Here is a 23,243-nt window from a genome sequence, read left to right on the forward strand (position 1 = left end):
ATGACATCCAAGCAACATGCACACCCACCAGCCAATCGCCTGAACCCAGCCGTATTCCACGGCTCGGTCGCGGGTATTCTGGTCTTTCTCGCCTACACCATCCTCTTTACCGAGCAGGCCACGGCGTTCTTCAATGCCTGCCTCAACTGGATCGGCCGAACCTTCGGCTGGTACTACATGCTCGCCATCGTGGCGTATCTGGTGTTCGTCATCGCCATCGGCGTTTCCCGTTTTGGCAAGATCCGACTAGGGCCCGATCATTCACGACCGGAGTTCTCGACGCTGTCGTGGGCGGCCATGCTGTTCGCCGCCGGGCTTGGCGGGGCCATCCTGTTCTTCGTGGTTTCCGAACCCCTGACCCACTACCTCACTCCACCGCTGGGTGAAGGCTCGACACCAGAAGCCCAGCGCCATGCCATCGTGCAGACGTTCCTGCACTGGGGCGTTTCCGGTTGGGGCTTGTATGTACTGATGGGCATGGCCCTGGCCTACTTCAGTTACCGCCATCGCCTGCCCCTGGCCATTCGCTCCACGCTTTACCCGTTGCTCGGCCAGCGTATCTACGGCCCCATCGGCAATGCAGTCGACATCACCGCCGTCGTGGCTACCGTATTCGGTATCTCCACGGCCCTGGGCATCGGTGTGATGCAGATGAACTACGGCCTGACCTACCTGTTCGGCATTCCCGAGAGCCTGTTTGCTCAAGGGGGTTTGATCATACTGGTCGTGACCCTGGCCACGTTGTCCGTCGTCAGTGGTGTTCAGCGGGGAATCCGCCGTCTGTCCGAACTCAACCTGCTGCTCATGGCGGCACTGGTGCTGTTCGTACTGCTGCAAGGTGACACCCTGCATCTGCTCAATGCCCTGGTACAGAACACCGGCGATTACCTTGATGCCCTCACAGGTAAAAGTTTCGACACTTACGCCTATGCTCCCGATGCCCAAGGCTGGTTCAGTGGCTGGACCGTGTTCTTCTGGGGGTGGTGGATTGCCTGGGCACCTTTCGTCGGCCTGTTTCTGGCACGTATTTCACGCGGCCGTACCATTCGTCAATTCGTCGCCGGCGCTCTGTTCATACCACTGCTTTTCGTCATGGTGATGATGTCCGTATTCGGCAACAGCGGTATCGACATGGTGGATAACGGGCTAACGGAACTGGGCGAGCAAGCACTCAATACGCCCCAGGCCACCATCTATACCTTCCTTGAGCAGTTCCCCTGGGTGGGATTCACGGCCACGTTGGTCACCGTATTGAGCATCGTGTTCTTTGTCACCTCTGCCGACTCGGGTGCACTGGTGCTTTCCAACTTCACCTATGTACTGCGCGACGTGAACCACGATGCCCCCATCTTGCTGCGCATCTTCTGGTCCGCCATCATTGGCGTCATCACCCTGGCCCTGCTGGTGGCAGGCGGGCTCAAGACCTTGCAGAGTGCTGTGGTCATCACCGCCCTGCCATTTTCGCTGGTCATCTTCCTGACCATGATCGGCATGTACCGCTCTCTGAAGCTGGAAAGCGACAAGGCCGAAACACGCTACCAGAACGGTGCCTCGTCCATCGCCATCAGCGACTGGCGGGAACGCCTGGATCGTACCCTGGACAGCAGCACCCGCACTCAGGCAGAAGACACTCTGCGCCATGCTATCCTCCCAGCACTCAATGAGTTTGCCGAGGAGTTGAACCGGCGCGGGCAGCAGGCCAGCGTGAGCGAGGATAAAGTGGAAGGCACCGAGCTGCTCTGTCCGACACTTCACGTCGAATTTGATGGAGCACCAAGCTTTGTCTACGGTATTCGCCCGCAACGCCTACAAGCCCCGAGTTTCCTGCCTGCCGACGACGACTACTACCTGCGGCTCGACGTCCACTTCGCCGAAGGCGGCATCGGACAGGATCTCAACGGCTACACCCGGCAGCAGGTCATGAACGATGTGATCAATGAATATCAGCACCACCTGCGCTTCCTGGCCCAGGCCAGTGAAGATGGCGGCAGCCTGGATACCATGCCCGCCACGCATGTCGCCGAAGACCTGTACGAGCAGGAGCCCCTTTCACCGCCTGTCAGAGGTTAGCGCTTAGCCGTAGCCGACTGACAACCGGCTACGGCTAACTACCGTCAACGACAGGCAGGGGTTTCTCTACACAATGGCCGAAGGCAGCAGGCGTCGCTGGCTGCCTTCGGCTTTCAGCATCCCTCCTTGCAACTCCCACCCCCACCTCGGCATCATGAGTGGCCCCCACATGTGACGAGGATATTCATGTCGACCATCTTTTCCCTCCTCAAGGAAGTTGCGGCTCCCGCTATTGGCCTAGGCTGCATGAACCTCTCCCACGGTTACGGCAATCCACTGGCGGAGCAGGAGGCACTGCGCGCCCTGGATGCAGCATTTGACATGGGATATCGTCACTTCGACACTGCCACGCTCTATGGCGCAACAGCCAATGAGAAGCTGCTGGGTAAGGCTCTGCAGGGCAAGCGTGACCAGATTCTGCTAGCCAGCAAATGTGGCATGGCCATGGACCCAGAGCAGGGCAAGAAGGTCATCGATGGTCGACCAGACACTCTCCAGCAACAGTGCGAAGACAGCCTGCGGCGCCTGAATACCGATCACCTGGATGTGTATTACCTTCATCGTCTGGATCCCCAGGTATCCATCGAAGAAAGCACAGGTGGCCTGGCCCGGCTCGTGGAGCAGGGCAAGATTCGTCATATTGGCCTCTCCGAAATATCCGCAGCCACCCTGCGCCGTGCTCGTTCAGAACATCCTATCGCCGCGGTGCAGAACGAGTACTCCCTGTGGACACGCAACCCGGAGATCGGTCTGATCAAGGCCTGCCGTGAAGCCAATACGGCACTGGTCGCCTTCAGCCCTCTGGGTAGAGGTTTCCTGACAGGCACCATCACTGACACAGTCAGCTTCGACGATGGCGACATGCGCCGCAACATGCCACGTTTCAGCGCTGACAATTACCCCAGGAATCTAAGTCTGCTGGAAAATTTCAAGAACGAAGCCCACACCCTCGGGGTGACGCCAGGCCAGCTCGCCCTCGCCTGGCTCAGGGCCCAAGGTGACGACATCCTTCCCATTCCCGGTTCACGCTCCATCGAACACATGCGTGAAAACCTGGCAGCAGACACACTCCGCCTGGATGCTGACAGCATCACCCGCGTGAACGGCATGCTGACAGTGGAGCAGGTCGCGGGGCCCCGTTACAGCGAAGCCCAGCAGAGGGAAATAGATACAGAGGAATTTGCCTGACCGCTTCTATGCTGCCTCCCCCCTTCGCTACTCCTCTCCCTCCGACGGCTCCTTGGGTGAGTGTCTTGGGCCTGTGCCGACAACTTTCTGGAACGCTTCCATGATATTGATAGGGAGTGGCACCACGATGGTGGAAGCATTCTTGTTGCTCATGTCGCTCATGGTCTGCAGGTAGCGCAACTGCAAGGCAGCCGGGTTCTCCGACATGATATTGGCGGCCTCGACCAGCTTCTTCGAGGCCTGCAACTCGCCTTCGGCATGGATGACCTTGGCGCGCCGTTCACGTTCGGCTTCTGCCTGCCGGGCAATCGCACGAATCATGCTGTCGTCAAGATCGACATGCTTGATCTCGACATTGGCCACCTTGATGCCCCAGCTTTCTGCCGAGGTATCGATGATTTCCTGGATATCGTCATTGAGTCTGTCCCGTTCGGAAAGCATCTCGTCCAGGTCATGCTTGCCCAGCACGGAACGTAGCGTGGTCTGGGCCAATTGGCTGGTAGCATTGACAAAGTGCTCTACCTGGATGATGGCCTTTTCCGGGTCCACGACCCGGAAATACAACACGGCATTGACCCTGACCGTGACATTATCCCGGGAAATCACATCCTGCTCAGGGACATCCATGGTGATGACCCGCAGGTCCACCACCTGCATCCTTTGAATGGCAGGGATGATGATCACCAGCCCAGGCCCCTTGACGGCTTGGAAGCGGCCCAGGAAGAACACCACGCCACGCTTGTACTCTGGCAGGATACGAATTGCGGCTGCCAGCAGCAGCAAGACCAGAACGAGGGGGACAAGATAGGAAAAGATCATGGTGCATTCTCCTCGTCATTGTCAGCCAGTGACCCCACCGGCTCGACCACTACAGTGAGTCCATCTACTCCGACCACTTTCACGATTTGGTCGCGACATAAGGCATGGTCACTACGCGCATTCCATCGCTCGCCATGCAAGCGCACATGTCCCTTGCCCTGGAAGTCGTCCAGTACCAGGGCCTCACTTCCCAACAACTCTTCCTGCCCAGTGCGCACACGGCTGCGGCGCAGTCCCCAGAAACGTGTCACCACCCACAGCATGATCCCTGCCGCCACCAGAGCCACACCACCAATCAACGGTATGGATATGTTCAGCGTATCTGCATCCATCAGCATCACCGATCCGATCACGAAGGCAATGATTCCACCGATCCCGAGTATCCCGAAACTGGGCATCATCGCCTCGCCGACGATCAGCCCCATTCCCACCACAATGAGCGCTAATCCGGCATAGTTGACAGGTAGCACCTGAAAAGCAAAGAGCGCCAGCAGCAGCGAGATGATGCCGATGGTGCCAGGTACCAGGCTACCAGGGTTGGAAAGCTCGAAGATCAGGCCATAGAAGCCGAGGATCATCAGGAAATAGGCCACATTAGGATTAGTGATCACCGCCAGCAGCCGGGTTCGCCAATCCGGGTCGAAGTGCTGGATGGCAAGATCCCCGGTGGACAGGGTGCGTTTGCCATCGGTCATCACCACTTCGCGCCCATCAATCTGGGTAAACAGATCGTCGAGATCCCGCGCCACGACTTCGATGACGTTCTGATCCAATGCCTCACGGGCAGTGAGGTTATGGGCTTCGCGCACCGCATCCTCAGCCCACTCAGCGTTACGCCCATGACGCTCGGCTAAAGAGCGAATGTAGGACACGGCATCTTCCAAGACCTTGCGCTCCATGGCGGTGTCGCCACGGCGCTTTTCAGGCTGTTCTGACGCTTCCTGCTTTCCATTCTCGCCCTGCTCCGCCTCTGTCGCAGGCTCGGATTCGTCATTGCCAGGCTGTTTGTCGGACGCTTCATCCTGTGCCGGATCATCCTCAGGAGGCTCGGGTTCATCATCGAGTCCCGGCAAGCCACCGCCGCCAAGCTGGACCGGCGTCGCCGAGCCCAGATGAGTCGCAGGCGCCATGGCCGCCACATGGCTGGCATAGATCAGATAAGTCCCCGCACTGGCCGCCCGCGCACCTTCCGGTGCGACATACACCACCACCGGTACCGGCGAGGCCAGCATGGCACTGATCATGTCACGCATCGAAGAATCCAGCCCACCAGGCGTATCGAGGCGCAGTACTGCCACTTCGGCACCACTTTCCTCAGCCAGCTCCAGGCCACGCTGGAAGTAATCACTGGTCGCCGGACCAATGATGTCCGAAAGGGTCATGACCAGGGCCGAGCCCCGCTCCTGTTGAGCCACATTTTGTTGGGCCAGGGCATTCCAGCCCAGAAAAGCACCCAGCAGCAGACACACCAGACTCAGTAAAGTGATGGGGTGATATAGATGACGCCTCCGCTTGACGATCATGACGTCGCGCCTCGGCAGATTGATTCATTCGCGATGAAAGCGCAGGAAGGCACTTGGCCAATGTTTCCATCGCGACCATCAGGTCTTATGTATCAGTGTAGATCTCATCGCGAAAAGTGTTTCAGAAGGATGCGATGTAATGAAGCAGAGGACGATGATGTCGCCATTACTGGGTTGTCACGCCCGGAACGAACGTCTTGCGTTCCAGCCAGCCGAGCAGACTGGCGACACTGGATGTGAGCACCAGGTAAACCAGGCCCGCCCACAGAAATACCTGGAAGAAGTCGAGGGTTCTGGACCCGATGTCCTGGGCAATAGCGGTGATCTCGACCACGCCAATGGTATAGGCAATCGAGGTGAACTTGAGCTCGATGATCGCCTCATTGGACCACTGAGGAATCACCCGACGTAGTGCCTGCGGCAGCATGATGTAGCGAATCGCCTGCCACTGGCTCATGCCGCAGGCACGAGCGGCCACCAACTGCCCCTTGGGTACCGACAGCACCGAACCACGAAAATATTCGGCCTGGTAGGCGGCACTGTTGAGGGTGATGGCAATCACTGCGGCGGTAAAAGCGTCAAACACAATGCCGACATGCGGCAATCCGAGATAAATGAAGAACATCTGCACCAGCATCGGTGTACCACGGAACAGTTCGATATATACCGTACTGAGCCAATAGCAGAATCGATTGCCGTACACTCGTGCCCAGCACAGGATCAGTCCCAGCACACAGCCCAGGCTGATGGCAATTGCCCACAGGGCCAACGTCACCGGGACGCCTTCCAGAATGCGAGGCAGCCATTCGATACCAAAACGAATGAAATCCAGCATTGGCTCACCCATGCTCTGCAATGACATTGAGAAAAGCTCGGGTACGCTCACTGGCCACATGACTGAAGAGGTTGCCAGGAGGGCCCTGCTCAACGATATGGCCATTCTCCATGAAGATGAGCTCATCGGCGGCCTGCCTGGCAAAACTCATCTCATGAGTGACCACCACCATGGTCATGCCATCGCGAGCCAATTGCTGCATCACCCGTATCACTTCGTTGGTCAGCTCTGGATCAAGCGCAGAAGTCGGTTCATCGAACAGCAGCACATCTGGATCCATGGCCAATGCCCGAGCTATCGATACACGCTGCTGTTGGCCTCCGGAAAGTTCCGCCGGATATGCCATCGCCTTGTCACCCAGCCCCACTCGTGCAAGTTCCTGCTGCGCACGCTGCGTCGCAGTTTCGCGATCAATGCCATTGACCTTGATCTGGCAGATTCTGACGTTGTCGAGCACCGTCAGATGCGAGAACAGATTGAAGTCCTGAAATACGAACCCCATGCGAGCTCGCATGGCATCGATATTGCCTTCCCGCACTTCCTCCCCCGAGAGGAAGATGCGACCTGCATCAGGCCTGGTCAGGTAATTGATACATCGCAACAACGTACTCTTTCCTGAGCCAGAAGGACCGATGAGGACCTTCGTCTCTCCCTTGCGCAAACCAAAGCCGATGCCCTTCAACACTTCCAGGCCATCGTAGCTCTTCTTTACGCCCTGCACGTCCAGGATGAGGTCATCAGTCATTGCAGCATATCTCTTGTCTTATTTTTCAAAACCAGGCACCGCCAACTTGCGTTCATAGGCGTAGAGCAGGCTGTTACCTGCCCGATTGAGGACGAAGTAGAGCAAGGCCACCACGGCAAACACGATGAGCACATTGCCTTGGGTGCTGGTAATGATGTAGTGGGCCTGGCGGGTCAGTTCCACGACACCGATGACATAGGCCAGCGAGGTTTCCTTGATCTCGGAGGAAAACTCATTGGTCCACGGACCGATGGCGTGTCTCGCCGCCTGCGGGAAGATGATGTGACGTATCGCCTTGGCCTTGGACATTCCCATGGCCCTGGCAGCCATCATCTGACCCGCCGGAACCGACTTGAAGGCACTGCGAAATATCTGCGACTGGTAGGCGGCCGAGCGCAACCCCATGGCCAGAATGGCCGCAGCAAACGCCGAAATGTCATAGACCCCGGAAATACCGTAATAGAAGATGAACAGCATGATGATGATCGGGACGCCACGAAACACGCGTTCATACAGCAACAATGGCCACTGCAATAACCGTGTCTTCGGACCATAGAGCTGCAACAGGCAGATGCTCATCCCCAGCACAAAGCCGATCATCAGGAGGGCAGCCAGCAGCACGATGGCGACGCCCAGCCCTTTCAACAGAAAGGGAAAGTCACGTATCAAGACATCATAGATATCCATACGCCCCCTCTGGATCTGGAAACAACGATTGGGTAAGCAGAATGGGAAGATTCCGTCCCTTCACACCCTTTTATTCGTTGCCCAGTTCCGGAAGGCCCGCCACCGGCTTGGCATAGGTATCGACGAAATCTGGCATGTTCCCCGGTATGGCTGGAGGCGTGATGCCAGGAATATAGTGACCGATGATTTCCTGCCACTTGCCGGATTCATATATCGCCATGATGCCCTGGTTCAGGGAGGCCAGAATGTCCTGAGGATCGCCCTTGGATACCGCCAGTGCCAGAGGAGCACGAATATAGATCTTGCCGGCTATTTCTATGGGTTTGCCCGCGTTGATATATTCCTGGGCAGAAGTGTCATCGACAATGACAGATGAAATTCTGCCAATCGCCATATCGTCTACAGCAGTGACATAACTGTCGTACTTGGCCAACTCTACATCGATATCGCTGTCGACGACGTTATCTTCCATCCAGGCTTGCTGTGAAGAGCCACCCTGCACGCCGATACGCGCGCCACAGCAGACCGCGGTGAAGACATTGAGATCGGAATCTTCTGGCACCAACACGACATCATTGGTTTCCCACCAGGGAATGGTGAAATCGATCGCCTTGCTACGTTCTTCGGTGACGGTCAACCCCGTCGCCAGAATATCGATCTTCTCTGCTGACAACGCAGGAATCAGTGAGGGAAAAGGCATGTCCTGAAACTGAATTTCGATGCCCATTTCATCGGCTATCGCCTTCATGGCATCGATAGCGATGCCCTTGAATTCTCCGCTTTCTACATATGCCCATGGAGGAAAAGAGGCCTCGACACCTACGGTGTACGGGTCTTGCGCTGATACGGCTGTCGACAGGCTGCTACCCACCAGGACGGCAGCGGCGACGGTAACACTGCGAAACAGGGATGTTGTTATAGATTTCATGATCGCCTCGCATTTTCAGGGGTTTTATTATTAGCTTTCTCACTATCTCCACTATGGTCGCCCGGCTCCAGGACTGTCAATTGAGCCCTGCTCCTCACCTTCCAACATTAAGCCCTTCTCCTCACCTTCCAACATTAAGCCCTTCTCCTCACCTTCCAGCAGTGCAGCGTGAAAGTAATCGCTGACACGTCGATAGGTGCTGGCGTACCAATCATCATCCTGGGTAACCGCACGTTCGGCATTCAATGGATGTGTCGGAATATGCAGGCGCATATCCACACCACCATCAGAATCGGCTCCGATCTGGAGCGTTGCCGAGTGGCGCGACGGCCCGTAGGGAATCAACTGGGCCAGTGCAACCTGGCGCTGGCTGGAAGTGGCAAAGCGAATGAACGCCCGCGCCATGTCAGGATGCGGAGCATGCTGTGGAATTGCCCAGGTTTCATGTTCCTGGACCTGGCCATCCCATAGTATTTCGATGGGCAGACCTCGATTGACAATAGCGTCGAAAAAGCGCCCGTTGTAGCCAGACGCCATCACGACCTTTTTTTCGGCCAGCAGGCGTACAGGAGTATCGCCAGCCTCCCACCATTGCAGGTCCTCGAGTTCGGCTATTCGCTCCAGGGCCAACGACAATCCCCGCTGCGTACTCAGCAGTTGATAGAGTTCCTGCCGAGGAACGCCATAGGACAGCAACGCCCACTCCAGATTGACGGCTGGCGTGCGCTGTAATGCACGAGGTCCGGGAAAACGCTGCTGATCGAACAGGTCATCAATCCTGGTCGGACGATATCCAGGAAAGGCATCTCGACGATAAGCCACCACCGTGGCAAAGATCGAGTGGGTGATGGCACAGCGGCCTAGAGCGCCCTCGATGAAGTCTCGTTGCGCAGGCGACCCATCAGGTGCAGGCGCCAGCAATGACCAGGAAAGAGGCTGCAGCAGGTTCTCACCACATGCTTCCTTGGCCTGACTGCGTGTCATGTCGATGACATCCCAGGGCACCCTTCCTTCTGCCACGGCCTGGCGCAAGTCTCCTATCCCGCCATCGTATTGCTGCACCCGCACAGGAATGTCGGTAGCCGCGGTAAATGGCTCGAACAAGGCTTGTCGTTGTGCACGCTCATAGGCGCCTCCCCAACTGAGCACTACCAGCTCTGTGGCAGCAACCGACGAGATCATTTGACCTGCATCTTCATCTGCACGTAATGCCGGGGACAGCAACACAACAGCAGCCAGCAGCACGCCCACGCACTGACGATACGTCCTGTACTGATAATGCCTTCTGCGCTTACCCCACACCGTGCTCCTCCCGACGCAATTCTGCGCTGTAGTTTAGATAGGCACGGGCAATGCTGGTCTCGTAGACCACACCCAGAAAGGCATCGTCATTGCTGTCATCCACCACGGCGATGGCTTCGCCGGTCACTTCCTGAAGGTATTGCATGGCCGTCCAGACCGAAGTCTCGGGGCCAAGCACCGGGCGTGGTTCACGTGGGCAGTCGCGTAGCAGGCGATCCCCCCATCCCCTGCCGCGCATGGCTTCCAGATGGACGAGCGTCAGGCTGCCCTGGTAATGCTGTCCATCATCGACCAGATGCGCCTCGGTATGGCCGCTGTTGCTGAGCAACGATATCGCATCGTTCACGCATTGTTCGGGGTGCAAGGTCACACAATCATGGCTAAGCAATTGCTTGAGCCGAGCACCTTTCAGCACCGCCTGACTGCGACCAGCCGAGAGATCCAATCCTCTCTCGGCCAGTTGGATGTCAAACAATGAACGGCCAAACAGCTGCGCCGCAATGGGGCTGGCCAGAGTAACGCTGGCCAGTGCAGCCGTCGTCAGCACATAGTTGCCTGTCAGCTCGAAGACGATCAGCAGGGTCGTCAAGGGAGCACCGATGACCGGCGCCGTCACCGCCACCATGCCGCATACGGCGTAGAATACATAAGTATCCGTTGCCAGCCCGACGGCATTCACCAACGTGCCGCACAGTGCACCAAACAAGGTGCCGATCACCAATGCGGGACTAAATACACCGCCCCCGAAGCCCATGCCCAGGCACAGTGCCGTAGCGGCAATCTTGAGCAGCAGCACAATAGCCAGCTCAACACTGCCGAAGGCGCCTTCGATGGTAGCAAAGCGCAAGGTCTCCTTGCCCATGCCCAGGATATCGGGCACCCAAAGCGCCATCAGACCCAACATGGACCCTGCCACTGCGGGGCGTAACGAGGGAATCAAGGGAAGGCGGCCGGCCCAGCGCCCGACAGCGAGAATGGCATGCATATATGCCCCGGACACCAGAGCACCAAAACCACCGATGATGATGAACAGACCAAACTCCCAGGCTTGCGGAACGGCCGTATCATTGACATGAAACAGCGCGCCCTGAGCCAGCACATCGTTGGCAATGACATAACCGACAATGGCGGCCGCGGCGACAGGAGAGAATGCACGCAACGCGTAGTGGCGAAGTATCACTTCATGGGCAAAGACAATCCCGGCCAGCGGAGCATGAAAGGCTGTGGCAATCACGGCTGCCACGCCGCAGGCAATGGCAACGTTATCGTCGGAACGCCCCAGGCGCAGCACCTTGGCACCCAGCGACCCCAGGCTGGCGCCCATATGCACCAACGGGCCATATTGCCCTACCGAAGCCCCACTACCGAGTGATGCCAGAGCGCTCAGCATGGATAACACACCCGCCCTGAACGGCAGCCGCCCACGACGTGTCTGTACTGCCGCAATCGCATCAGCCGGGCCATGGGGCCGGCGCTCAGGTATGGCACGGTGCAACTGCCCTACGACGAGCCCCCCGACAACCGGGACCAGAATCGTTGTCACCACCAGCCACTCAGGATGCGCGAACATCATGCGTCCGCGAGGAGACATCAACAGGACATCATTCAGCCACAGCACCAGACCGACAAAACCCGCCGCGGCAAGTGCCGCCACTCCCCCGATGATCCCACCAAGCACCACCAGCCCCACAAAGCGCAGCATTCCCCGCATCCCTCGAGGCGAAGGATGAAGACCGGTCGGCGCCGGTTGCCCCGGCTGGCGAGTACCGTCTTCCACATTGTTGAGCCTGATGGCCTGATCTTATTCAGGTGTAGGAGGGTTAGTCCTCAAGGGCAAACGATGATCACTTTTCCTCGTGCCCGGCCGTCCCATACTCCACCGCCAACCGCAACCTGTCCTTGTGCTGAATGCCGTGCTCATGAATCGGCTCGTCGTAATGGGTCAGGAAATAATCCCTCTCTACCGCAATGACCCGAAACCCTGCGCGCTGATAAAAAGCCAACTGGTAGCCGAATGTTCCCGTCCCCAATTCGAGTCGACGGGCCGCTTGCTGCCTGGCGGATTCGATCGCGTGCTCCAGCAGCTTCGCCCCAATGCCCTGCCCCTGGTGTCCTGGAGCTACAGCGATGTTCATCAGCTCATGAATACCGTTGCCCAACTCCTGGATGACATACACCCCCACAGCCTGCTCGCCTGACCAGGCAACCCAGCACGTCGAGTCATCAAGATAACGCTTGATGCTCTCCAGAGATGGATCGGCTTCCAGCAGCAAGTCCAAAGGAGCCTCGCAGCTTGAAACACTACCAATGGACATATTGATCAGCATAAAAATCTTCCTGAAGGAAAATAAGGAGATGGAATCCCCTACACGATATTGATGACCAGGAGATGACAATTAAAAACTAATTTTTACATTGCGTTTCATTTTCATGACTAGCTTGAGACAGATGTTCCCTCCTTGTGGAGGGAGGTGTTCCCAATTGTCTAGGGTTTGTCTCAAAAGTCGGCGAGCGATAGTCAGGGCTATCCGTGTTAGTTAAGGCTACCCGTGTTCCCGTCACGGATACGCACTTCCCACATCCATGTGGGTCGCAGCCGGTAACAACAACCTCCCCCCGCCAGAGGCTAGAGGAAGGAGCTTGCGGTGATCAATCTGATTCGAAACATTCGTCAGTTTTCTCAGGCTGACTCTGCGGATGCCTTTGCCTCGATCCTCGGTATCGCCCTTTTCAGCAAGATCCAGAGCCCTCCTCCGCCACCTCCTACACCGAGGTATACCCCGGCTTTTGATGCCATGCCTGCCGGGAATACAGGCATCCAGACACCGATATTTCACTTTCAGCCGCCGTTGAATAATGGCGAGGGGCTGGGTGTCTATTCGCCCAGCTATTCACAACCGTTCCTGGCCCAGCAGGCCAATCCTCCTTATCTGGATAATGCCCCCTTCCAGGCCCAGTACCCGTTGCTCGATACCAGTGGCCAGGGGCCAACGTTTGACGTCACCCAGGTCGATAACGGTTCTGAGCCCAATAATGGCCTAAGCACCGAAGACGCTGAAGCGCTTGCCTCGGATATCGCCGATGGCAAGAGCATCGATCAGGTGGCCGAGGACTATGGCATCAGCCGCGAGGAGGTCCTCGCCCAGCTTGAATCAGATGGTCTGGAAGTCGAAAAGACGAAGTCCGATGACGGCCGGGAACGCACAGTCGAGATCAGTGATCCGGAAAGCGGTGACACGGTTGCCAAGCACGAGCTCACTGAGCAGCAGGACGGTGTCGTCGTCGAAGAAATCACCGATGCCGATGGCGAGACCACCACGACGGTGATCAATGAACAAGGTCGGCGCACGGAACTGAAACCCGAGCAGGACACCACCCGCGCGGGCATCAACGACATCGTCGAAGGCGTTGCCGATGGCCAGAGCATCGAGGAAATTGCCGAAGCCCAGGGACTGTCCCCTGAGCAGGTGATCGCCCAGATCGAGGCCGCCGGTTACGAATACGAGACGGGGACCGAGGGCGAAGGCCCCGCCATTACCTCGACCACACACATTACGGCTGAAGAGGATGGCGAAGAGATCGTCAGCCACGAGACAGGGCCTTCTGGCACTACCACATCGGTAGTGACCGACGCCGAGGGCAACGAGACCCGGCGTACCGAGAATAATGATGGCAGTACCACGCAAACAGTCACCGAGAGAGATGGTCGCAAGACCACGACCACCGAGTATACCGATGGCAGTTCCACTAAAACCGTCACTGAAACAGATGGTCGTGAGACCACCATCGCTGAGGATGCCGATGGCAACAAGACCACCACGGTCACCTACGAGCAGAATGGCGTAACGGTAGAGGAAGTCACCGGTGATGACGGCAAGACCACAACGACAATCATCGATGAAGATAACAACCGTACGGCGCTGGACGACAGCCAGAACATTACTCGCGAAGGCATTGATGACATCGTGGCCGCGGTGGCCAATGGCAAGAGCATCGAGGAAATCGCCGAACAAAATGATCTGACCCAAGCCCAGGTGGAGGCTCAGTTGCGGGCTGCCGGTTATGTTGTCGAAACCAGCAGCGGCCAGCAGACCAATGGGCTGGAGCGCTATACCACCAAGATAGTCAGCACCGATGATCCCGGCGAGGTTATCGCAAGTCATAGCTCCGCGGCGGGTACGACACCAGAAACCTCCCTTCGTGTCGACAGCAATGGCACCGAAACCCGCACCACTGAGTACAACGATGGCCGCAGCTACGAAACCGTCACCCGCAAGGATGGACGCGAGACCTCGACCGATGTAGACGCGGATGGCAAGACGACGACGTCCATCACCGACAACGGCTATACGCTGACCACGCATCCCGATGGCGACCTGACCCTGCGCCGCGATGAAGACGGCACCGAGATCGACCTCGAACAGGGCACCCCCGAGGCCGCACTTGCCGACACGCTGATGGAAATCAACCCCGACAGCGAGGACGGCGCCGAAGCACGAGCCGCCGAAGTCGTCCAGACCGCCATCGAAGGCATGATGGCGGGAGAGCGCATCGAGGACCTGCAGTCGTCCGTCGATGACAAGACAGAGGCGCTGAATCAGGCGATAGAAGACTACGGTCCCGGTGTGAAGCCCGAGAACAACGTCACCACGGAAGATCCCTACGGCGACCCACCGACGGAGGATCCCCCCTCGGGCGGCACTTGGGTACCGATGAACGGTGTGTGGATGGACTCCGCTGTCGCCCGGGCCACGCTGGAGCTGAATGAGCTGGTTTCCGAACAGCTCGAAGCCAGTGCCGAATTCAAGGCCAGCCAGGCACAGTTGGACGTCTATGCCCGGGATAGCGACTACGACGGAGCGCTTGATCGCGCCCAGCAGATTCTCGATGAAGCTCTGGCACCCCATGGCCTGGTATGGGTATCTCCAGAGGAACCTTCCGGTAGCCTGGCCGATGCCCAGGAGCGCCTGGATGACGCCGAAGCCATGGTGGAACAGGCCGGCAACGCCAGCACCGAATTCGCCGATGCCCAAGACCTGCTGGACAGAGCCACTTCCGCCAGCAAAAACGTGCCTGACATCACGGTTCAGGGTGTCTGCACCGCGGATGATACGCCAGACGACCTCAAGCTCATGCGGGATCAGTACGAGCGAGAGCAGAGCGAGCGTAATGCCGCCCTGACCAACGTCGACTCGCTGTTCTACGACATGGGGCTGCATTTCGCCAAGGGCAATAATTTCATGGCCGACTACAGCGTCGGTTTCCATGAACAGCAACTGGCCGAAGCCGAGCCTGGCAGCAAGCAGCATAAACAGCTCACCAAAGCGCTCGAGGAAGCCCAGCAGCAACAGGAAATCAGCAACAGTCAGGTCAATGTCGCTCAGGCCTATTCCAACTACCATCACGCCTTGCGCGACCAGGCCCAGCTACAGTCCGACGCCTACGACATCCGCGATGATCTTCTCAAAGCCTTCAATGAAGACAAGGGGCTGAATGAAGAAGGCAAGGAATTCAGTCGAGTAAGCGGTGACTACCTGGGTGAATTCACCGGAAAACAGGTCATCGAAGAGCGTGAGGATGGCCTTTGGGTCACTACCCATTTCGAGCACGGCACCACGGAAGAACAACTCGCTCCCGAGGAAATGAGCGAGTTCTGGGAAAAAAACCGTGACCCGGAAGTCACCGCAAACTGGCTTGATCACCTGGAGAACCGTCAGGGTGCCCACGAGCAAGTATCGAATGCCGATTCAGCACTGTCCAACGCCCTGAACCAGGACTTCGGCATCCGTCAGGAAAACCTGGCCGACACCATTTCCGAGCTCGAGGCCGAGCGGAAAAAGTTATTCAAAACACATGATGAGGGCACCACGGAAGCCCCGGAAGATGCCTTCCCCGATGGTAGCGAACCCCAGAATATCGGCACCAAGCAACAGCCCGTTCTGGTGACTCAGGACGTCAAGGACACCTTTGATGACAAAGGCCTGCTGGCCGCTCTGAATTCCAGCGATCAGCCCGTAGGGATCAAGATCGATGGCGAGACTCGCTGGGTGCATCCTGACATTGCCATCACCACCATCGCCTTGGAGGCCGCCAAGGCTGACGACCAGGCGATTGACGATATACGTGAGGGTCTGACACAAGCCTCAGACCGCTCCACGCTGATGGCCGAGCAGCCTGCCCAGCGCATGGGCGAGTCCGATATGGACTTCGAGAACCGGCTGGAACTTGGCGCCCTAGAAGACGACAGCGACGAGGCCCTGGATACACTCTTCCAGCCCAGGTTCCAGCAGTTGGCAGAACAGGGCAAGAATGACGAACAAGGCTATGACAACACGTTCGTTACCTACAAGAACGATGAACTGGAACCGATGCTCGATGAAAGATTCGGGCTGAATCGGAACAATGATGACAGCAGCGAAGCGCTGGACGAGGTACTGGAATCGATACATGACACCGGCGGCGACGATCCACAGATCAACATTGTGCCGATGTTTCATGTCGATGAGGAAAACGGCGTCAGCCAGGTCAATCTGATTGCCGTCCAGGGGGACGACGACGAGGTTCGCTACGTCGATATGAGCGGCAAGCATTACTCGGACCTCGAGGACTTCCGCGACAACAACCAGATGTTCAGCGACGATGGCAAGCTGGTCGCACCACGTGACCTGGACATGTCCTCCGAAGATGGCAAATTCGACCTGGAAGTCGTGGATGCGCATGAGACCTCCGCGCTGGACAGCGTGGTCGACCCCCTCGTCGGTATCGGCACCGGTATCGCCACTGTTCTGTCCTTCACTCCTGCTGCACCAGTGGCCGCGCCACTGGCCTTCGCCGGCGGCGCTTATCTGGGCGGGCGAGCGGTCTTCAACCAGATTGATCATGTCAATCATGGCGGTGATTGGAATGACACTGAGTCGTGGCTGAACTATGGCTCGGTTGCCACCACTGCCTTCCCTCTCTTTTCCAGCGGTCTGCGCGCCATCGGCATGGCGCGCACCTTCAATGCAGCGAACTCCAGCGTACAGATGACGCGTGGGCAGGCCGTCCTGGCCAGTATCGGCGGCGTCAAACCTGGCTCTAACGTGGCGGAAGCTGCGACGACATTCATGAGTAGCAAAACGGCCCTGAATCGATTCGCACGATTCTTTGACTGGGCCGCCATCGCCACCGGTGTGCCCCTCATGGGCTACTCGGCCAAGAGCCTGATCACCGATGGCAGCCAGATGTCGGGGCTGCAGTTGACTGATGCCATCGTCGGCCTGACCACCGGTTTTGCCGGTACCGGACTGGGTACCTACGGCCTGTGGACGACGCGCCCCAGCCGCAACAATGGTACTGACACCACCACCAGCAGCAATACCCTGCAGCTGCACGATGTCGACGGAAGCGTGATCGACGCCAGGATTCTCGGCAACCCTCCCGAGAGTACCGAGCATGTCTACCTGCAACCCGAGATCGGCCCACGCCCGCGTGGTGACGAAGCAGGCGTCAGCAACAAGACCCATATTCTCCATCGCGATCCACAGACAGGTGAAGCCTATGTCACACCGTGGATACGCGGAGCTTCCGAGCCTTCAAGGTCACAATCACCCCCAGCGTTTGTCTATCGCCTTGATTCAAGAGACCCCAGCACCGTATTTCAAGACGGCTTTACGCCCAGATTTGGGGAGTGGACAAGGAAATACAGCGATTTTAAAGAAGCCGTCATATCGCACCTTTGGGCTGATGACTCCGTCTTCGTCTCGACATCCAGAGAATTACAGATGGCGAAGGGAGCGGGTGAGGAAGGTGAATGGATCTATATCATCGTAGACCCAAGGACAGGCACTGACGTAGATGCTCTCCTGGGGAGCTCTCACGAATGGGCGGGGTCATCGGAAGTTCTGTACGACGCGATTCCCAGCGAGAATATTATTGGTGCCAGGCAACTGAGTGGAACAAAGGAGTTTAGAAACAGAAGCAGCCAAGGCGAGGAAGGCGATAACCCGACCTGGGCAAATACCTTTTCTGGAGAGTTTGTAAGGAACCCATATTTCGATCGTTCACTATGGACCAGTAGTGAAGGCAGGAATGCTGACACCACTTCCAGCAGCAATACCCTGCAGCTGCACGATGCAGACGGAAATGTCATCGACGCCAGGATTCTCGGCAACCCGCCCGAGAGTGCCGAGCATGTCTACCTGCAACCCGAGATCGGCCCTCGCCCGCGTGGTGACGAAGCAGGCGTCAGTAACAAGACCCATATCCTCTACCGCGACCCACAGACAGGCGAGGACTATATTCTGCCGTGGATACGAGGGGCCTCCGAAGCACCAGGCACGCAATCTGTGCACACACAGCAGACCAGCACGCCTCCCGAAGGAATGCCGCGGCTCTATCGACTCGGCGACCTGGATGCCCTCAACCAGGCATCACAGGATGGCAGCCTGCCTCCAGGGCAGTTCGTGCATATCGTACGTTCGTCCAACCCTGGCATCGACAACGGCAATCTGGTCATTGCTGGCGGCACCGTGCCCAAGAGTGGCCGCGTGAACGATGATGGGCACATCGTGTGGCCATCGACTCGCCCGGAAGACAGCGTGCGCCTTTCTCTGGAATCAGGCAGCAATGGGCAGCAGCAGCTACATATCACCAACACCTCTGGCGATGCCACGCCGCGCGCGCTCAATGTCGGCAATGACACCCACTTCATTGTGCTCAGTACAGAGCGTGTGCGCGATTTCCGGGCACTGGTACAGGGTGGCGGCCTGCCCTTTGCGCTCCACGACAATGGGCAGTGGACCCTGGCTGCCAATCAGGCAACGACAGTACCGCCCCAAGCCAGCGAAGCCACACAGACAACACCCGTGGTGCACCCGACCAATGCGGAAAACGCACCAGCAGCCACGCAAGCGACGGCGGAGTCAGGCTCAGGCACTAGCCATGGTGAAATCACACTCAGCCAGGATGGCCAGGGAACCGTGGTTCACCTGCCAGGAGTGGTGGCAGACAGGTTTTCTGTCTCTGGCCAGTCAAAGCGCAGGTTCACCCCCTCCCCCTACGATCGCCATGCCAATAAAGATGCGGTACCTGACAGCGTGCTCCTGCCCCGTAGCGTGCTTGAGCAGGCGCTGTCGCCCGAAGCCGCCGCCCAGTTGCCTGACGGCGAGCATATTCGCGTATCGTTGGTCACCGACCCAGAAGCGCCGGTACAACCAGCCACCCACCAGACGGCGGACAACAGCACGTCTCCCGCACGCAACAGAACGGCAACAGGCCTTGCCGCCGGGACAGTACTTGGCTCGATGGGGCTGGTACACAGCGCAGCCAGCTTTGGTAAACCCAGCGAGTTGGTACAACGCCCAGCGCAATCAGAAACTTCGTCATATGCGGACTTTGTCGACCCCAACAATGCTCCCGGTCTGCTGTTCAATGGCCCGGGGTTCATTGTCCGCGGCATATTGAATGCCGGGAAGGCACGTTTCGATGAAAAGCTCAGGCTCCACAATGCCGCGATGGATAATGGCGAGTTGAACGCCCAAATGCTCAACTGGGAAGCTAGCCGTATCATCGCTTCGCGCAGGGCATTGAATCTGAACAACGAGCAGGTTTCCCAGGTGACCGGGCTGATCGAGGGCTTATGGGGACGCTATCAACTTCTCGATAATCTTCCCGTCACGCCGGAAAGCCAGCAGCGCGGCTGGACAGAGCAAGCCAAGAAAGCGGCGATCCAGGAAGAGGTCAACAACTACCGTTCTGAATTGGCCAATATTGCCGGGGATGATGCGCTGACCGTCAACCCGATGGAGCCTCGCACCTGGAAAGGCATCGCCTTCAATAGCTCGATCCTGACGACGCACATGATCAATGATGCCGTCTCCTGGCACTACCTGATGAACGGAGGACTGCTCGACTCCAGCTACCCATTGGCACTCCAGATCGTCGACAAGGCCGGACTGGCCGGCTTCCTGGCGGCCAATGTCGTGCTGGCAGGCAGCGCTGCCGTCAAGCTGGGTACTGGCCTGGCCAGGGTCGATCTCAAGTCGCTGCCGCTGGTCAACAAGCTGACCGGCACCAGCACCTTCCTTGGTTCCTACCTCTACGGCATCATGACCCCACCCTGGGCCGCCTTGACGCTACACAGCGCCGCAACCTCCCTGGCCGAAGGCAACTGGGTAGCCGGGGGAACCAGCCTGGCGGCACTGCCCTTCCAGATTGGCCTGTCCTACTACGGTATCAAAGGACTTCGTGATGACGCCTTCAACATGACAGGCACCTGGGACAAGAACAAGAAACCCTACAAGGCCTGGCCCAAGGCCATGACAAACTGGATATATCCAATTCCCAGCACCCTGCTGGCGGGACTTACAGCCACCGAAGCCGCCATGCAATCTTGGCATGGAGATCCTCTCGCCGGAGCGGCTCTGGCTGGAGGCACCGCAATGCAGCTGTATTTCATCAACCTGGCCAGCCGGCGACTCAACTGGGCGGATGTCGATATTCGTCATGGGCCATTCCGTCAGTTGACCGATAGCAATCTCCTCAATGCCGATGGAAACCGTATCTGGAAGGGAGTCGGCCTGACGCTGGCATTAAGCATGGTTCCTGGATGGATCAATAACTGGAGAGAATGGCTGGGAGAAGACCGACTGCCGGATTGGGAGTGGCTGGTTGGCGAACTCGACGATGAGAAGGACAAGGAAAGCGAAGCACCTGCAACGGCGGAAAATGGTTCATCTCCGTCGAACGAGCCTGGTGACGAAGCAACAATACAACCCGGCCTAGAGGATGATGACCCTGCCGCCAATGAAGACATGGCACCGCCATCGCCACAGCCGCTGGAATATATCGTCGGCCAGGGCCATCGCATCAATCCAGCCTTCGAGAATCATCGCGATTACTATGCCATCGATGTACAGCCAGGGCAGACATCGCTGGGCAGTATCATCACCGGTCAGGGATATCACGACGTGGCAGACGTCGTGGCCATGAATATGGAACATATCGTTGACCCTACGGCACTCAGGGTCGGTGATCGTATCTACTTCCCCCGCAAGACAGCCTGAACAATTGCTGTTTTACCAAATTTGACAAGCTGAAACGTCAGAAAGCCTCCCATGAATATCTCATGGGAGGCTTTTGGCATTTTATTTGCTCCGAACCATGGCGCTTTCTGATATTCACCACAATAGAACATTAACATTTAGTCGTAAGAAAATAGACACAAGACAGTAACTTGCAGGTGATACGGAAAGCCTACGAAGACGACACGAGATGACTCTCCGAATACATTTCAGTCTTGTTTCATTATCATGAAAAAACAGGGAGTGTCGCAAGAAACCCCTAAGTAAACTATGAGACAGAAAGTGAACTGATACAATGATTTTTATATATATCAATGAGTTAACATAACACATATCTTATATACACAATCTTACATATAAAGGTATTACTCCATGCAATTTTTCTTCTACTTTGTAGGAACGCATTAGTCCGTAACTTCGGTTTTCTGGAAATCAGTAGGCAAGAAACAAGGAATGGGATCAGCTTTTCAAGCCATCCTTTCTTGAGCAACAGTGTTCAATCCACTCGAAGGAGAGAAGTGAAATGGCCATGTTTTCCCTGAAACACAAGAAACAACAGGTTGAAGGTGCCGGCGACTCTGGTGGCGGCATTGATGTCAACCAGCTTAAGCAAGTGTTTGAAGAAGCTGCAAAAAAATCCATGGAAGTGAGCAAGGCCAAGACCGAAGGTAACACCGAGGTCGATACTGCCAGATCATCACGTCCTAATAACTGATGCCATCGACATCGGTGGCTGGTTTGTACAACAACCGATGTCAGCCACCGGCTACTGCCGGTGGCTCTCTGACACTGCCAGAGGCTTCCTGACAATCGTTTCATTCCCCTTGCCGGCTGCTGTCGAGACATGACAGCAGCCGGCAAGGGGGGTGTTTGGTTAGGTATACGTTCATGTCTTCTGCCTTCACGACATCCCTACGCTCATTGTTCGCTCCGGTTACCGACGTGTACTCGACATTGGAGGTGACGGATGGCTTTCATCTGGGCGTGACGATTCCTATAGAGCAACCTGTCTGCCGGATCGGCTCCTCTGCCCAGGCGGATGTGATGCTCAGCGATACGGGCGTTTCCGCCGAACATGTCACCCTGCGCTTTCATGCCCGCATGGTCGCCATCGAGGCGACGGGTGGCGATGTTTCAGTGGGCGGCAAGCTGCTCACCCAGGGTACCGGATGGCGTACCAGTCTACCGGTCAACTTCGAGATAGGGGGCGCCAAGCTGCAGCTCTCTCAACCCGAGCTGTCGTTGCCTCCCGTCATGCACCTGGCATGGGAAACCATCGAACCTGCCTGGCGAACCATACGCGAGCGTGTGCCCACGCTGTTGACCAAGGTTCAGGCATTGTTGCAGCGTGTCGTGGCGCCACTACGCCGTCCTTTAGCTGCCGGTTCACTGATGGTCAGTAGCTGGTTGGCCAGGATCCCGTTATCCGATGCCTGGCGTGCACGCTTGCAACGCCTGCTGCCGCGCAGGCAGCAACGCGATGCGACTCATCTGAAGCGCAATACCATTGCCACTGTGCTGGGGGTGGTACTGCTGAGTGTGTTCGGGGCCTATTTCTTCGGCGGCGGCGGCAAGGCAGGTGCCACCATCACAGCCACGGCCCTGCAAACCACCGCCATGCTCCATCCGCAGACAGCAGATGCAACGCTGATGCTGGCCGATTTGAGCCGGTCACCGGCAGAAGCCCTGCAGAACCGCCTGACAGAAGCCGGCCTCGACAAGCTGAAAGTGGAGGATGCGGGCAACCACCTGGTCGTATCAGGGGAGTTTGCACCGCACCAGCATGCTGACTGGCAGGCCGTGCAACGCTGGTTCGACGAGAGCTATGGCAGCCGCCAGGTTCTGATCAGCAATGCCATGCCTGGTGTCACACCCGACCATCCGGACTTCCGCTTCCAGGCCGTGTGGCTGGGGGACAACCCCTATGTCATCGGCGACAACGGAGAGCGTCTATATCCCGGCGCCGCCTTGCAGCAGGGATGGGTACTTGCCGAGATTGCCAATGATCGACTCACCCTGCGCCGAGGCGAGGATGAGATGTTCCTGACACTGTAAGCCCATGCCCCCATGAGTGAGTCCATGA

General features: G+C 57.4%; 14 protein-coding genes. 5 read left to right on the plus strand and 9 right to left on the minus strand.

The genetic code is table 11. The features are described from left to right. Entirely contained in the window at positions 1-2,070 is a 2,070-nt protein-coding gene (gene betT / locus E4T21_RS14155) for a choline BCCT transporter BetT (RefSeq protein WP_149285679.1), read from the plus strand. Positions 2,071-2,256: 186 nt separating this feature from the next. Further along, the gene (locus tag E4T21_RS14160) at positions 2,257-3,258 is read left to right on the plus strand and encodes an aldo/keto reductase (protein ID WP_149285680.1); all 1,002 of its coding nucleotides are present in this window, start codon (positions 2,257-2,259) and stop codon (positions 3,256-3,258) included. Between the two features lie 27 nt (positions 3,259-3,285). Here E4T21_RS14160 and E4T21_RS14165 read toward each other — a convergent pair whose 3' ends face one another. The 9 genes from E4T21_RS14165 to E4T21_RS14205 all read right to left on the minus strand — a co-directional run bounded on the left by E4T21_RS14165 (position 3,286) and on the right by E4T21_RS14205 (position 12,424). After that, on the minus strand, positions 3,286-4,077 hold the full coding sequence (locus tag E4T21_RS14165; RefSeq protein ID WP_149285681.1) for a slipin family protein: 792 nt from the start codon (positions 4,075-4,077) through the stop codon (positions 3,286-3,288). Beyond that, a complete protein-coding gene (locus tag E4T21_RS14170) occupies positions 4,074-5,600 on the minus strand; it encodes an NfeD family protein (RefSeq protein ID WP_149285682.1) in 1,527 nt (508 codons plus the stop codon). The genes E4T21_RS14165 and E4T21_RS14170 overlap by 4 nt, the downstream gene beginning before the upstream one ends. A gap of 166 nt (positions 5,601-5,766) precedes the next feature. After that, positions 5,767-6,435 (minus strand): amino acid ABC transporter permease, encoded by a 669-nt coding sequence (locus tag E4T21_RS14175; RefSeq protein WP_149285683.1) that lies wholly within the window; start codon positions 6,433-6,435, stop codon positions 5,767-5,769. A gap of 4 nt (positions 6,436-6,439) precedes the next feature. After that, entirely contained in the window at positions 6,440-7,180 is a 741-nt protein-coding gene (locus tag E4T21_RS14180) for an amino acid ABC transporter ATP-binding protein (protein WP_149285684.1), read from the minus strand. Between the two features lie 18 nt (positions 7,181-7,198). Next, positions 7,199-7,867 carry an amino acid ABC transporter permease gene (locus tag E4T21_RS14185; protein WP_149285685.1) on the minus strand — a complete coding sequence of 223 codons (669 nt, stop codon included), beginning with the start codon at positions 7,865-7,867 and terminating at the stop codon, positions 7,199-7,201. A gap of 70 nt (positions 7,868-7,937) precedes the next feature. Then, on the minus strand, positions 7,938-8,795 hold the full coding sequence (locus E4T21_RS14190) for a transporter substrate-binding domain-containing protein (protein WP_149285686.1): 858 nt from the start codon (positions 8,793-8,795) through the stop codon (positions 7,938-7,940). Positions 8,796-8,846: 51 nt separating this feature from the next. After that, the gene (locus tag E4T21_RS14195; protein WP_240349155.1) at positions 8,847-10,046 is read right to left on the minus strand and encodes an extracellular solute-binding protein; all 1,200 of its coding nucleotides are present in this window, start codon (positions 10,044-10,046) and stop codon (positions 8,847-8,849) included. Positions 10,047-10,086: 40 nt separating this feature from the next. Further along, positions 10,087-11,799 (minus strand): chloride channel protein, encoded by a 1,713-nt coding sequence (locus tag E4T21_RS14200; RefSeq protein WP_149285687.1) that lies wholly within the window; start codon positions 11,797-11,799, stop codon positions 10,087-10,089. A 142-nt stretch (positions 11,800-11,941) separates the two neighbouring features. Further along, positions 11,942-12,424, minus strand: coding sequence for a GNAT family N-acetyltransferase (locus tag E4T21_RS14205; protein ID WP_240349156.1), 483 nt, complete (start codon positions 12,422-12,424; stop codon positions 11,942-11,944). 318 nt (positions 12,425-12,742) lie between these two features. Between E4T21_RS14205 and E4T21_RS14210 the strand changes: the two genes are divergently transcribed. The 3 genes from E4T21_RS14210 (at position 12,743) to E4T21_RS14220 (ending at position 23,215) form a co-directional block, all read left to right on the plus strand. Then, the gene (locus E4T21_RS14210; RefSeq protein WP_149285688.1) at positions 12,743-21,142 is read left to right on the plus strand and encodes a scabin-related ADP-ribosyltransferase; all 8,400 of its coding nucleotides are present in this window, start codon (positions 12,743-12,745) and stop codon (positions 21,140-21,142) included. A gap of 541 nt (positions 21,143-21,683) precedes the next feature. Beyond that, a complete protein-coding gene (locus tag E4T21_RS14215; protein ID WP_149285689.1) occupies positions 21,684-21,875 on the plus strand; it encodes a hypothetical protein in 192 nt (63 codons plus the stop codon). A gap of 173 nt (positions 21,876-22,048) precedes the next feature. Beyond that, complete coding sequence (locus tag E4T21_RS14220; protein WP_149285690.1) at positions 22,049-23,215, plus strand: SctD/MshK family protein; 1,167 nt, start codon at positions 22,049-22,051, stop codon at positions 23,213-23,215. Positions 23,216-23,243 lie beyond the last annotated feature (28 nt).

Source organism: Halomonas binhaiensis (assembly GCF_008329985.2).
GTDB classification, from domain to species: Bacteria; Pseudomonadota; Gammaproteobacteria; order Pseudomonadales; family Halomonadaceae; genus Halomonas; species Halomonas binhaiensis.

Excerpts from the sequence above, each read along its gene's own strand:
- E4T21_RS14180 (WP_149285684.1), bottom strand. The coding sequence starts at position 7,180 with ATGACTGATGACCTCATCCTGGACGTGCAGGGCGTAAAGAAGAGCTAC.
- E4T21_RS14175 (WP_149285683.1), bottom strand. The coding sequence starts at position 6,435 with ATGCTGGATTTCATTCGTTTTGGTATCGAATGGCTGCCTCGCATTCTG.
- betT (WP_149285679.1), top strand. The coding sequence starts at position 1 with ATGACATCCAAGCAACATGCACACCCACCAGCCAATCGCCTGAACCCA.
- E4T21_RS14220 (WP_149285690.1), top strand. The coding sequence starts at position 22,049 with ATGTCTTCTGCCTTCACGACATCCCTACGCTCATTGTTCGCTCCGGTT.
- E4T21_RS14215 (WP_149285689.1), top strand. The coding sequence starts at position 21,684 with ATGGCCATGTTTTCCCTGAAACACAAGAAACAACAGGTTGAAGGTGCC.
- E4T21_RS14165 (WP_149285681.1), bottom strand. The coding sequence starts at position 4,077 with ATGATCTTTTCCTATCTTGTCCCCCTCGTTCTGGTCTTGCTGCTGCTG.
- E4T21_RS14170 (WP_149285682.1), bottom strand. The coding sequence starts at position 5,600 with ATGATCGTCAAGCGGAGGCGTCATCTATATCACCCCATCACTTTACTG.
- E4T21_RS14190 (WP_149285686.1), bottom strand. The coding sequence starts at position 8,795 with ATGAAATCTATAACAACATCCCTGTTTCGCAGTGTTACCGTCGCCGCT.
- E4T21_RS14205 (WP_240349156.1), bottom strand. The coding sequence starts at position 12,424 with ATGCTGATCAATATGTCCATTGGTAGTGTTTCAAGCTGCGAGGCTCCT.
- E4T21_RS14160 (WP_149285680.1), top strand. The coding sequence starts at position 2,257 with ATGTCGACCATCTTTTCCCTCCTCAAGGAAGTTGCGGCTCCCGCTATT.
- E4T21_RS14185 (WP_149285685.1), bottom strand. The coding sequence starts at position 7,867 with ATGGATATCTATGATGTCTTGATACGTGACTTTCCCTTTCTGTTGAAA.
- E4T21_RS14200 (WP_149285687.1), bottom strand. The coding sequence starts at position 11,799 with ATGCTGCGCTTTGTGGGGCTGGTGGTGCTTGGTGGGATCATCGGGGGA.